This is a genomic window from Paenibacillus amylolyticus (assembly GCF_050990605.1).
GTDB lineage: Bacteria > Bacillota > Bacilli > Paenibacillales > Paenibacillaceae > Paenibacillus > Paenibacillus amylolyticus_H.
The window spans coordinates 5,918,238-5,931,701 of sequence record NZ_CP158832.1 but is presented as its reverse complement, the minus strand read 5'-3'; the positions used below and the strand labels follow the sequence as shown (position 1 = coordinate 5,931,701).

Below are 13,464 nucleotides of genomic sequence, written 5' to 3'. Positions count from 1 at the left end.
ATGCAGACCACAACAGGCACACTCATTAATCAGCTTCGGCTGAATGAACGAATTGAGCAGTTGTCACGTATTGGCCGAATCGCAGAGACGGGTGTCTGCCGACTTGCCCTGACCCCGGAAGATATGGACGGCATCATACAGGTTCGTCTCTGGATGGAAAAGGTCGGTCTGACGACTCGACTTGATGCCTTCGGCAATCTGATTGGTCGTCTGGAAGGTGTGGATCAGGCCCTGCCGATCCTTATGATTGGTTCCCATATCGACTCTCAGCCCTATGGCGGACGATATGATGGAGCGATTGGTGTGCTTGGCGCACTCGAAGCGGTGCAATGCCTGATCGAAAATGGCATTCAGCCCCGTATGCCAATTGAGGTGATTGCTTTTTGCGATGAGGAGGGTTCCCGTTTTAATAAAGGCCTGTTCGGCTCACGTGGCATAACCGGTCAGTTGGAAGAAGGCGAACTGGATCGACAGGATAAAAACGGAGTGACCCGCCGTGAGGCGCTGGAAGCCTTTGGTTGTTCTCCTTCGGATTTTGAAGAAGCGATCTATCCGCCAGGTTCCATAGGCAGTTATCTGGAGCTGCACATTGAGCAGGGGCCGGTACTGGAAGCATTGAATGCTCCTGTGGGTCTGGTGACGGGCATTTCGGGCCCGCTATGGCTCACGGTGACGATGAAAGGGATGGCGGGTCATGCCGGCTCCGTTCCGATGGCAATGCGGCATGATGCTTTGGCAGGCAGCGCCAAAGTCATTTCTGCTTTTGACGATATGGTGAGAGAAGACCCGGAAGCTCCAACTGTAGGTACGGTGGGAAGTCTGAGGGTGTTTCCAGATTCGCGGAATATCATCCCGGAGGAAGTCAGCTTCACAGTGGATTTGCGAGACATGGAGATGGAGCGCAGGAACCGGCTTGAAGCTCGATTGATGAACATTTTGGATGACGTGAGTTCCCGTTATGGTCTAACGTATTCGCTGACAGAGGATACGAACAGTGAGCCGCGGTATTGTGCAGAGCCAATCATGTCGGTGATTCGTTCATCCGCGGAAGAGATCGGGGTTCCTTTGCCAGAACTGATGAGTGGTCCGTTCCATGATGCGTTAGCCCTTTCTTTTGTATGTGATTATGGCATGATTTTTGTCCGCAGCAAGGACGGCATCAGTCATCATCCCAGTGAATATTCCACCCCCGAGGATATTGGATTGGGTACGGAAGTGTTGTATCGCACCATTCGGAGGATGTGCAGTGGAGAGAATGAACCAACCATTTTACCTGAGGAGGCGTTGTGACGTTATGGCCAAAATCAGTATCGGATTAATCCAGGCTTCTCATGAGATTGAAGGTTCGGCTCCCGTTGAGGTTCACAAAGAAGCTGCGGTTCAGAAACACATTGCGCTGGTTCGAGAAGCGGCTGCACGAGGGGCGAAGATCATCGGGTTGCAGGAAGTATTCTATGGACCTTACTTTTGCACAGAGCAAAATCCCAGATGGTATGCATCCGCTGAACCGGTGCCGGAAGGACCTACGACCAAGCTTTTTCAGGAGCTGGCGAAGGAGCTTGCGGTGGTGATTATTTTGCCGGTGTACGAGGTGGAGGGCGTTGCTTCGTATTACAATACGGCGGCCGTCATTGATGCAGATGGTTCATATCTGGGCAAATATCGCAAACATCACATCCCGCATGTGGAAGCAGGTGAGGGTACGAACGGGTTCTGGGAAAAGTATTATTTCAAACCAGGGAACCTCGGGTTTCCAGTATTTGATACGGCTTATGCCAGAGTTGGCGTGTACATCTGTTATGACCGTCATTTCCCGGAAGGGGCACGATTGCTCGGATTGGCGGGGGCAGAGATTGTGTTCAATCCATCCGCTACAGTTGCGGGTACATCGGAATATCTGTGGAAACTGGAACAGCCTGCTCATGCGGTAGCTAACGGCTATTATGTTGCAGCCATTAACCGGGTTGGCGTGGAAGCGCCGTGGAATATGGGTGAATTTTATGGGCAGTCGTATCTGGTGGACCCGCGAGGCAGAATGGTAGCCATCGGCAGCCGTGATCAGGATGAGGTTGTCATTGGCGAGATGGATACGGAGATGATTCGTGAGGTACGTAATGTATGGCAATTCTATCGGGATCGCAGACCGGAAACGTACGAACATCTGGTTAGTCTGTAAAAGTGGCTGGAAGCTAGTACGAATCATTCTCCAGGAGGTGCATGACATTGATGAACAGCTCAGGAACAACGTTATCCGATTATGGGTGGGAGAGTCGTTTTGCCGAGATGAAACCCGCCATGACAGGGAAGGAAGCGATGGAGGAGTCAAACCGCTGTCTGTACTGTTACGATGCACCTTGTATCAAGGCCTGTCCAACCGACATCAACATCCCTTCTTTTATTAGCAAAATATCCACAGGGCACCTGAAAGGTTCGGCCCGCACCATTATGGATGCGAATCCGGTTGGAGCCAGCTGCGCACGTGTCTGTCCCACAGAGGAACTGTGTGAAGGCGCATGTGTGCTGAACGAATCGTCAAAACCGATTCGAATTGGTGACTTGCAGCGTTATGCCACTGATTGGGCACGGACGAAGAATGAGCCGTTGTTCCAAGCGGCACCTGCCAATGGGAGAACCGTCGCTGTTGTGGGAGCAGGGCCAGCGGGACTGTCGGCGGCACGTGAATTGGGGCGCGCAGGGTATGAGGTGACGATCTATGAAGCCAAACCCAAAGGCGGCGGGCTGAATACGTATGGCATAGTATCTTTCCGTCTGCCCGAATCGGTTGCGCTATGGGAAGTGGAGCAGGTGGAAGCACTTGGTGTGCAGATCCGTTACGGGGTACGCATTGGTGTGGATATTCCTGCTACGCAGTTGCTGGAGCAGCATGAAGCGGTCATTCTGGCCTGTGGCATGGGCTCAGTACCCATGTTGGGCATTGAAGGGGAGACACTGGAAGGTGTCTATGATGCGATTGAACTGGTGGAGTCTACCAAGCAGGGGGTTCCGCCCGCGCTGAATGGTCTGAAGGTCGCCGTGATTGGCGCGGGCAATACGGCGGTAGATGCAGCAACTTGTTCCGTACGTCTGGGTGCAGAGCGGGTGCAAATGTTATATCGGCGCGGGGAAAGCCACATGACGGCATATGCGTTTGAATATACGTTTGCCAAGCAGGAGGGTGTGGAGTTCCGCTGGTTTACGATGCCGCAGCGTATTATCGGAGACGAGAAAGGTCGGGTTCAGGCTGTGGAATGTGTGAAAATGGAGCTAATTACCCCGCCTGGTGGTGGGCGCGCGTTGCCTGTACCTGTCGAGGAATCGGAGTTCATGATTGAATGTGATACGGTCATCCGGGCGATTGGACAGCAGCGGTTATTACCCTTAATCGAAGCGTTTGGTCTGCGTCACCACTGGGGCGTCGTTGAGATCGAACCGCATACGTACCGTACCTCACACCCTCAGATCTATGCGGCAGGAGACGTTATATTTGGTCAGGGTCAGGGTGAGGCGATGGTTGTCTCGGCTGCACAGCAGGGTAAGCTCGCTGCTGCGGCAGTCATGAAGGCATTGCCTGGACAGGAGGAAGAGACGGCGTGAGTTGTGAGGGGAACAAGGTACGGAGTGTCCAGTGTAACTAGTGAGTTCAAACAACACCAAGGAGGGATCGTTATGGCTGACTTATCCATTAATCTGGCAGGTATTCGATCACCCAATCCGTTCTGGCTGGCTTCTGCCCCACCAACCAATACGGGATATCAGGTCCAGCGTGCGTTCGAGGCGGGCTGGGGCGGTGCAGTGTGGAAGACGCTGGGCGAACCAATTATCAATACATCCTCCCGTTTCGCGGCGGTCCATTTTGGTGGGCAGCGGGTGGCGGGGTTTAACAATATTGAATTGATATCCGATCGTCCGCTGGAAGTGAATCTGCGAGAGATTGCCGAGACCAAGAAGCGCTTCCCGGATCGTGCGGTTGTGGCATCACTGATGGTGGAGCCTACGCGGGAGAAGTGGCATGAGATTGTGAAAAAGGTGGAAGCCGTCGGTGTGGATGGCTTGGAGCTGAACTTTGGCTGCCCGCATGGCATGGCTGAACGTGGTATGGGAGCGGCCTCTGGTCAGCAGCCTGACCTGGTCGAACTCCAGACGATGTGGGTGAAGGAAGTGGCGACCACACCGGTGATCGTGAAGCTCACGCCGAATATCACGGATATTACGGCGACCGCCCGGGCAGCTGTACGTGGCGGCGCGGATGCGATCTCCCTGATCAATACGATTAACTCCCTGGCAGGTGTGGATCTGGATTCGTGGAATACCGTGCCCCATGTGGGCGGCAAAGGAGCGCATGGTGGATACTGTGGCCCAGCGGTGAAGCCAATTGCACTGAACATGGTTGCTGAGTGCGCACGTAATCCGGAGGTGGGTGTGCCGATCTCAGGTATTGGCGGCATATCCGACTGGCGGGATACCGCAGAGTTTCTGCTCATGGGCGCTACAGGGGTGCAGGTATGTACCGCAGCGATGCATCATGGATTCCGTATTGTGGAGGACATGATTGATGGGCTGAACGATTATTTGGACGAAAAGGGTCTAAGCAGTGTAGCAGAACTGGTAGGTCAGACGGTTCCGCGTTACTCGGATTGGGGCAATCTCGATCTGAACTACAAAGTGGTCGCTCGCATCAACCGCGATGTCTGCATCAATTGCAACAAATGCCATATTGCTTGTGAGGACACCTCGCATCAGTGTATTGATATGTTGACCGACCCGTCCGGTTCCTATCTGGAAGTAGTGGAAGAAGATTGTGTTGGATGTAATCTGTGTTCAATCGTTTGCCCGGTGGATGGGGCGATTGAGATGGTTGAGCTTGTACCTGAGCAGGAACCTGTAACCTGGAATGAACGTCAGTCTGCGATTGCCATGCTGCAATCCGTTAGAGATCAATCAACCAAGGAGGCGATATCATGAATACCCGCAAATTGATTCGTAACGGTGTTTTGGTGACAGCGTCAGATACCTTTGAAGCAGATATTTTGATCGAAAAGGGTAAAATCACACAGATTGGCATCGGACTGGTGCCTGACGAACGAACGGAAATGGTGGATGCAGCGGGGTGTTACGTCATTCCGGGTGGTATCGACCCGCATACGCATCTGGATATGCCCTTCGGTGGAACGGTAACGGCGGATGATTTTGCGACGGGAACGACAGCAGCAGCCTTTGGTGGTACAACAACGATCATTGATTTCTGCCTGACACAAAAAGGCCGTCCATTAATCGAATCCCTCCAGGAGTGGCATGCCAAAGCCGAGGGGAAAGCCGCCATTGACTACGGCTTCCATCTGATGATCGGCGAGATGAATGATCAGGTGCTGGAAGAATTGCCGCAAATCATTGAAGAGGAGGGGGTGTCATCGTTCAAGGTGTTCATGGCGTACAAAAATCAGTTCCAGGCCGACGACGGGATTCTCTTCCAGACGTTGCAGAAGGCAAAAGAGTACGGCGCACTCGTCATGGTTCATGCCGAGAACGGGGATGTCATTGATCTATTGGTTCGACAGGCGTTAGCCGAAGGGCGCACGGAGCCAATCCACCATGCGCTGACTCGTCCATCCATGCTGGAGGGAGAAGCGACGGGCCGGGCGGCCCGACTGGCTGCACTTGCAGATTCACAGCTGTATGTGGTGCATGTAACCTGTGCAGAAGCGGTGGAGCAGATCGCGCGCATGCGTGAAATGGGCTATCGGATCTGGGGGGAAACCTGTCCTCAATATCTGACATTGGATCAGTCGATTATGGATCAGCCGGATTTTGAGGGTGCAAAGTATGTCTGGTCACCACCGCTACGGGAAGCATCTCATCAGGAAGCGTTGTGGAACGCGCTGAAAAGTGGCCAACTGCAAACCATTGGCTCCGATCATTGTTCGTTTAATTTCAAAGGCCAGAAGGACCTGGGCAAGGATGATTTTAGCAAAATCCCGAACGGGGGGCCTGTCATCGAAGATCGCCTCAGCATTCTGTATTCGGAAGGTGTAGTCAAGGGGCGGATTACGCTCAATCAATGGGTCGATCTATGTTCGACAAGAGCGAGCAAGTTGTTTGGATTATTTCCGCAGAAAGGCACTCTGGCTGTAGGAACAGATGCGGATATCGTTATTTTTGACCCATCTGTATACAGGGTAATCTCGGCAGATACGCATCATATGAATGTCGATTACAGTGCATTTGAAGGTATGTCGGTACAGGGGTGTCCGGTGACGGTATTGTGCCGCGGGGAGTATGTCATCCGAGATCGGCAGTATGCCGGAACAGCGGGAGCAGGCCAATATGTGAAGCGCAACAAATATGATGCAGGTGCACCCATACCGATGAAACAGCCTGTGACGGCAGTGAATGGAGGGAGAAGCTGATGTCGGATCATGATGTGTTTGAGGCCGAGAGGATCGCCATCGAGCGAATGGTTGCACAGGGGTATCGGATCTATGCGGTCCGGGAACATCTGGAGGGTGCTCACGTCATATGGGGGCACCCGGATCTTCCCGAAGAGAAACAAGAGCAATACGTGGGCACGGCGTCTGGACGGAAGTGGTTCAGTCATATCCTGATTCGCCAGCTTCAGGAGCAGCGGGGAGCTGGAATAGCATAGAACTGTGAGGTGAGGACAGAGCACAAGAGTAAAGTTCCTCTCACCCTAGGGGGCCATTAACGTACTCGTACGCATAGATCGCTAATTCAATTGCAACCCTTTTCTCAGGGAGGATATAGTCCTCTCCCAAAAGGGCTTCGATTTTGTCCAAACGGTGATATAGCGTCTGTCTAACGATATATAGCGCGGTGGCCGTTTCTTGCTTGGAGCAGCATAGGACCAAATATTGTTTGAGCGTACGCAGCAACTGACCTCCTTTCTCCATATCGTAACGGATGAGCGGCCCCAGATATTCTTCGATGAAATCATTCAGATTACCACTCTGCTTCATGCTGGCTATAATACGGTAGCAATGAAGGTTACTGTAAAAGGGCTGCTGCATCTCGCCGATGTCCTTCTGAATCCGAAGTGTCTCCTTCGCGGAATCCAGGCTATCCTTGAGTCGTGAGAGATCCGCGCAGCTATGACCAATACCGAACATGCCTGAGAAGAGGCAGTGGGTCTGTTCCTGCTCGTGCTGCTGCAGCTGTTCAATGCAGCGCCAGAGACTGCTTTTACGCTGAGATCCAGGTAGTGGGTCGAGAATGATAAGAATGATCTGGTGATTCAGAACGGTGCTGTAGAGGGTGAAGTTCTCCCGAGCGAACACGGAACGGGCGACGATGTTGCGTTGGATCAATAATTTCTGAAGTTTGAGGCTGTCTGTATATGCGGGGTTACTGTCGAATAAAATAATCGTGGCTTTGCTCGTTGCGAGAAGGGGATTAACGGCGGATACATATTCATGAATTTCCTTCGTGGAGTGATGTCCGTTAAGCCAGTCAATGACCCACATATCTTCCTTGTAGCGGCGTTTCTCTTCCATGTATTTGGTTCGCATCCAGTCCTGGGCAATCGCAGCCGCGCAGCGTTCCAGTGCCTGGATGACGAATTCATCCGAAGGTTTGATTGGTATATTTGAATCGTGATCCGGCAATTTTTGGTGCATGAGTACAAGATCCGCAAAGGTGTAGTCCAACGCCTGAACAGGCATGCTGATCACATCCAATGTGCTCTCCGTGTATGCTTTTAACGCTGTACGATCCTCCCCCTCCGAATGTCTTCGCTGCGAAAACCAATCTTGCCTACGAGTCTCTAACTCCTCTGGAGGACAATAGGGAACACGACTTGCTTCTCCTTCAAATGGGTATAACGCCACGGCACATCCGGTTGTTCGTGACAATAATCGAAGCAAAGGTTGTACGCCATCTCCATTCAGGAGAAGTTGGTTAAAGGAGGTGGTGAGGTGATCAAGTTCGGCGATCATCCGCTGATGGCTGCGAATCAAGGTAAAATGAAGATCTTGCGTAATATCGATATATCGGACTTGTTCGTGGAACCAGATCAAGGGGAAATCCGCTGCGACTGCGATTTCCTTCATGGCACCGAGCTGCGACCTTGTGTGATCCCCCAATTCCATACAGAGTCCGGCAGCCCCGCGTGCAATTAACTGACGCAGGAAAGACAGACCTTGCTGCTCACCTTCCTGCCAGCCAATGCCTGTCGTCAGCACCAATTCCCCGCCATTGAGCAGGTCCCCTACCTCAGGCACCTCCATAATATGAACCCAGCGAACATACCGCTCCAGCGCACGATCACTGGCCAGAACCTCTGCCTTGCGAAACACGGGACGTTTTAACATGTCTCTGACTTGAATATGTAGCGTTGTCTCCCCCACACAACCACCGTCCTTCCCCAATCACATGTGATCTATCTGGAGTCTGGAATCCGTCAACTTGCATAATTAATCCATATTATAAGTCGATTTACAGCAGATGGGCTGAAATCTCACGTTCATTTGTTTTAAATGACAATCCAGACCATTGTTTTTGTGATTTTGATTAAATGAATTATTTATAATGTCAGTTTATATCTCGTGTAAACTCACATAAAAAAGCCCCTTACCATCCCATCGGAATTCAATCATTCCAATAAGTGCTAAGGGGCGAGAGGTTAGAACGTATAGTCTGTATCTAAGTTGTACTCGAACCGTTATATAAGAACGACTCTCTACTTGTTAATCTTCGATTCTTTTCTTTTTAAATTTCATCAGGAACTCATACACAATCGGTACGATAACCAGTGTGAGCAGCGTGGAGCTGATCAGACCGCCGATTACGGTGATTCCGAGTCCTTTGGAGATGATACCCGCACTTTCTTCGAGACCCGTTACGAGTGGCAACAGGGCACCGATCGTTGCGAGAGCTGTCATCAGAATTGGACGCAGACGAGTTGCACCGGCTTCCAGCAAGGCTTCACGGGTAGGCATCCCCTCTTTTTCCTTGTGAATAACACGGTCGATCAACACGATGGCGTTGGTGACCACGATCCCGATGAGCATCAGTCCACCCATCATGGCGGAGACGTCAAGCGTACCCCCAGCGATGAACAAACCTACCATAATACCAATCACCGTAAATGGCAGGGAGAACAGGATTGCAAATGGTGCCAATCCGCCGCCGAATGTAACAACGAGCACGAAGTATACAATGGCGATGGCTGCCAGCATGGCGAGACCCAGTTGAGTAAACGTATCATTAATTTGTTCGGTTGTACCGCCGAATTTCACCTCAACGCCATCAGGCAGATCCAGTTTGTCGATCTCAGCCTGTAAGTTACTCGAGGCTTTCGTTACATCCGAAGCCAGGATGTTGGCTGTAACTTGTACAACAACCTTACCATCAATTTGCATGATGGAGTTCGGGGACGTACCTTCTTCCACTTTGGCAACATCTTTGATCGGTACTTCAATGCCAAGCGGTGAAGTGACGGTTTCATTCTCAATCTCTTTAATGCTGCTGAATGATTTGTTGTCTGTCTCTACATATACTTTGTACGTTTTGTTATCAATATCGACTTCCGTAAGCACAGGACGTTCCCGTACCGGGCTGAGCGTCATAGCCAGTTGGCCTGCAGTCAGGCCCAGGGAACTCAATTTCTCCTGATCTGCCACGAGCGTATACTGCCCGTAGGTGTCAGCGAGTGTTGTATCTGCTTTTTCAAAATTATCCTTATCCGCTTCAACCAGTTTCAGAATTTCGTCTGATACAGGTTTGAGTTGCTCTACATTATCGCCATAGATGGACAGGCTCAAGCCACTGCCACCCAAACCGCCGGACATGTCGAGCTCATTCCAGGTTCCTACGGTAACTTCCTTCTTCAGACCTTCGACAAGCTGTTCTTTCACTTGAGTAAAGTTCTTCGTATCTTCGTTATATTCAATATAGAATAGCGCTGAGTTTCCGCCACCGCCACCCATACTGCTCAGTGGGTTCGTGCCGCCAATGGAATATTGCATTTTCTCCAGACCCGGTTGTTTCAGCAACCACTTCTCGGCCACGAGTGCTTCTTTTTCTACATCTTCACGCAAAGATCCGGTTTGTGGACTGTACGTAATGGTCACATATTTATCTTGTTGTTCCGGCAAGAAGCTTGCACCGATGAACGGGTACAGGAACAAACTTCCGACCAGCAGGATCACTGCAATACTGACCGTGATGAGTTTGTGAGACAGTGTCCAGTTCAGCAGGCGTTTGTAACCTTCAGCCATTTTGCCTGGTTTTTCTTCGTGATTCTGTTTGTTCTTCAACCCTTTACGGAACAGGGTATGCGCAAGCATCGGTACAATGGTAATGGCGACAAGCAGGGATGCTAGCAAGGCGAATACCATGGTCAGTGCAAATGGCATGAATAGCTCACCGACCATACCGCTTACCAATGCCAGTGGCAGGAATACAGCAATGGTTACGATGGTGGAGGAAAGAATGGGAATGAACATCTCGCGCGTTGCTTCGCGGACCAGTTCACGGCCTTTCAGTCTCTCTCCTTTGAGTGTTAATCGGCGGTAGATGTTCTCGATAACAACGATGGAGTCATCGACAACCCGTCCGATGGCAACCGTCATGGCACCCAGCGTCATCATGTTCAGGGTGATGTCCATCATATTGAGCGCAGTCAATGCCATGAGCAAGGAGAGCGGGATCGAGATAATGGAGATAATGGTTGAACGGATATTACGCAGGAATAACAGGATGATCAGGATGGCAAACAAAGCGCCAAAAACGGCTTTGCCCAGCATCGTGTTCACCGAGTCCTGAATGGGCTTACCTTGGTCAAGCAGTACAGTCAAATCAGCATTTTTGAACTGCGTTTGCAAATCTTCCGCTTTGTCTTTGACTGCGTTGACGACATCAACCGTGTTGGCATCGTTGGATTTTACAATGGAAATACCGATCGATTCCTTGCCGTCTGTCCGGGAAATGGATTCCGCTTGACCGATGACTTCGATCTTGGCAATTTCACTTAGTTTTACAGTTGGAATGCCAGGTGAATTGGCAGCACCTGAAGGACTACCTGCACTGGCGTTACCGCCAGCAGCTTGACCTGTGGACTGGTCTGTTCCTTGTGCAGAGCCAGGAGTGGCACCTTGACCTGCTTGGCCAGCTGCCGAGGATTCACCAGTTGGTGCTCCAGAGCTTTGTGCAGCTGCGCCTGAACCATTGCCTGTGGAAGCACCGGCACCGCCGGGTACAACTGGAATGGCAAGGTTTTTCAGATCATCGATGTCGACGATGTTTCCGTCCACGACAACGGCCTTCTGGGATTTATCCAGTTCAAACAGTCCAAGAGGCACACGGATGGAGGAACCTTGAACGATGCCGTTTACCGTATCTTCCGTTAGGCCCAGCTCGGCCATTTTGGCTTGGTCGAACTTCAGTTGAACTTCTTTCACATATTGACCTGACACCTGAACCTGAGCTACACCATCAATATCTTCGAGTGCAGGCTGAATATCCGATTCAACCAGTCGTGTCAATTGTTCCAGGTCACCGCCGTCCTTGTCGGACAGGCTCAGAGATACAACCGGGAAAGAGTTAATGCTGAACTTGGAAATGGTCGGCTTCTGCACACTGTCAGGCAATTGAACTTCATTCAATGCCTCGCGAACGGTTGCCGTTGCGTTGGTTAGATCTGTTCCATAATCAAATTCGAGTGTGATCGATGCTGCATTCTCCATGGAAGTGGAGGTCACCGTCTTCACGCCATCTACATTACGTAGTTTTACTTCCAGCGGCTTCGTGACATCCTCAACAATTCCCTCCGGTGCAGCCCCCGGATCAATGGCAGTGACATTCAGAAACGGTACGTTGATGTTCGGGATCGTCTCTTGTTTCATCGTCAATCCGCTGTACAAACCTGCGAATGAGATGATGATTGTCAGAATCCAGATCGCAAACTTGTTGTTCAGTGAAAAATTAATAATACCTTTCATACGATGGTTTCTTCTCCTCTCTGTTTCTCCTGTTTATGTGTGTGACGAGTCAGCAGGGATGAACCGGCTATACATGGCATCCAAAATATGCTGAAGCTCGGAGTGCAAGGCTTGAATGGCAGTTACGTTCTCCAGATTGTGCATCATGCCCAGAATAATGGCACGCCGCGGCGTGAATTCCATCATCTCCTGCCTGAGAATGGCAATGGTTTCAAGTGCATCATTCTTTGGTTGCCCGGCAGGCAGTTCGGAGGCAGCAATATCCTGCATTTGCTTGATGATATGGATAGGATGCCGCATCACCGTGGAATCCGGTTGGGCCTCGGTAATCCAGGCAGGCCAGTCCTCCAAAGGAATCAAGGGCAAAGGTCGCTGCTTAAGGAATCCGTGCGCTGCGTAGTCCATCATTTGCAGTAAATTGGTTGCCATTTTGGTAACGGTCAGAGACGGCATCTCTGTAAACCAGATTTTGACGTAGGAGAGGAACAGCCCTTGTATCAGCAAAATAAGGTCAATCGTATAAGGTTCAATCTCCGATCCGTACTGCTCCTCCAGCTTATCCTTAAACCAATGTAAGGTACGAACTTCCAGATCTCTTTGCAGCGGATGGCATTGTTCCTTGCGTTGCTGTTCATCATCCATCATCATGCTGCGCATCTGTACTCGCAAAAATTCCTTGAGCTCGGCAACATGGATCAACAGTGTCTCAATCTGCTTGTGAAGACGTTCACGCGAGGTAAGGCTGGTTTCATGCTCAATCTGTGTCATCTCGTCCATGAGCGTGTACATGCAGTACTCCAGCGTACTGGCTTCTAATTCCTCTTTGGATTTGAACATGATGTAGAGGCTGCCTTTGGACATCCCGCATAATTCTGCAATCTCTTGCATGGATGTTGCAGCACTGCCTTTGGATGAAAATAGCTTGAGTGCTGTAGTAATGATGAGTTTTTTCTTCTCATTCATCTCATGTATAGGGTTCATTAACGATACATTCACCTCATCAGGGAACTTGTGAGTTCTTGAATTGACTATAAGGTCAAACCAAGTATAAACGATCTGGTTAAAGGAATTCAAATGGGAGTAAATTGGAAAATTAATATGGAGGAAAGAGGATGATCAAAGGGAAAAAGAACAACATGTAACAAGGTGTAGCCTGTATGTACGATTGAGTGTTGCTATCAAGAACGTTTAAGTTAGGCTCCTCCAGTGAAGGCGTACAAGGCGAGTATAATAATGGCGACTAGCGCGATGAGATAGAAGATAGCCATGCCGATCAGCAGGGCATACCCAGTATAAGAGCCAAAGCGTGCCAATAATTTTTTCAACATTACACCCTCCTTTCTTACGTAGCAGTGTATAGGGAGGTTCCCTATTTCTATCATATCCGAAAAAAGACGACTTCCTGATCGAAGTCGCCTTTTTTATTTTACTAAATTTAATAGATATCCTAATGGAAGCTAAGAAGTACACGATAACGGAGATTGCAGAACCAACTTGAAGAAACGGAGTGTTC

General features: G+C 50.4%; 10 protein-coding genes. 6 read left to right on the top strand and 4 right to left on the bottom strand.

The annotated features are described in order from the left end of the window. The 6 genes from ABTV53_RS26070 (at window position 1) to ABTV53_RS26045 (ending at window position 6,640) form a co-directional block, all read left to right on the top strand. Window positions 1–1,290: a M20 family metallo-hydrolase gene (locus ABTV53_RS26070; RefSeq protein ID WP_433747969.1), complete on the top strand. Its 1,290-nt coding sequence runs from the start codon at window positions 1–3 to the stop codon at window positions 1,288–1,290. Between the two features lie 4 nt (window positions 1,291–1,294). Continuing rightward, window positions 1,295–2,176, top strand: coding sequence for a nitrilase-related carbon-nitrogen hydrolase (locus ABTV53_RS26065; protein ID WP_433747966.1), 882 nt, complete (start codon window positions 1,295–1,297; stop codon window positions 2,174–2,176). 50 nt (window positions 2,177–2,226) lie between these two features. Next, window positions 2,227–3,594 carry an NAD(P)-dependent oxidoreductase gene (locus ABTV53_RS26060; RefSeq protein WP_433754347.1) on the top strand — a complete coding sequence of 456 codons (1,368 nt, stop codon included), beginning with the start codon at window positions 2,227–2,229 and terminating at the stop codon, window positions 3,592–3,594. A gap of 72 nt (window positions 3,595–3,666) precedes the next feature. Continuing rightward, window positions 3,667–4,962 carry an NAD-dependent dihydropyrimidine dehydrogenase subunit PreA gene (gene preA, locus ABTV53_RS26055; protein WP_062836927.1) on the top strand — a complete coding sequence of 432 codons (1,296 nt, stop codon included), beginning with the start codon at window positions 3,667–3,669 and terminating at the stop codon, window positions 4,960–4,962. After that, window positions 4,959–6,404, top strand: a complete 1,446-nt coding sequence (gene hydA / locus ABTV53_RS26050; RefSeq protein ID WP_433747962.1) for a dihydropyrimidinase — start codon at window positions 4,959–4,961, stop codon at window positions 6,402–6,404. Before preA ends, hydA begins: the two co-directional genes overlap by 4 nt. Beyond that, window positions 6,404–6,640, top strand: a complete 237-nt coding sequence (locus ABTV53_RS26045) for a hypothetical protein (protein ID WP_421894170.1) — start codon at window positions 6,404–6,406, stop codon at window positions 6,638–6,640. The genes hydA and ABTV53_RS26045 overlap by 1 nt, the downstream gene beginning before the upstream one ends. A 40-nt stretch (window positions 6,641–6,680) precedes the next feature. On the opposite strand, the gene ABTV53_RS26040 is transcribed toward ABTV53_RS26045, so the two are convergent. The 4 genes from ABTV53_RS26040 to ABTV53_RS26025 form a co-directional block, all read right to left on the bottom strand. Next, window positions 6,681–8,357, bottom strand: a complete 1,677-nt coding sequence (locus tag ABTV53_RS26040) for a PucR family transcriptional regulator (RefSeq protein ID WP_433747959.1) — start codon at window positions 8,355–8,357, stop codon at window positions 6,681–6,683. Between the two features lie 339 nt (window positions 8,358–8,696). Continuing rightward, window positions 8,697–11,951: an efflux RND transporter permease subunit gene (locus ABTV53_RS26035; protein ID WP_433747956.1), complete on the bottom strand. Its 3,255-nt coding sequence runs from the start codon at window positions 11,949–11,951 to the stop codon at window positions 8,697–8,699. A 33-nt stretch (window positions 11,952–11,984) separates the two neighbouring features. Next, window positions 11,985–12,932 carry a TetR/AcrR family transcriptional regulator gene (locus tag ABTV53_RS26030; protein WP_433747953.1) on the bottom strand — a complete coding sequence of 316 codons (948 nt, stop codon included), beginning with the start codon at window positions 12,930–12,932 and terminating at the stop codon, window positions 11,985–11,987. A 212-nt stretch (window positions 12,933–13,144) separates the two neighbouring features. Next, window positions 13,145–13,279: a hypothetical protein gene (locus ABTV53_RS26025; RefSeq protein ID WP_339238245.1), complete on the bottom strand. Its 135-nt coding sequence runs from the start codon at window positions 13,277–13,279 to the stop codon at window positions 13,145–13,147. Window positions 13,280–13,464 lie beyond the last annotated feature (185 nt).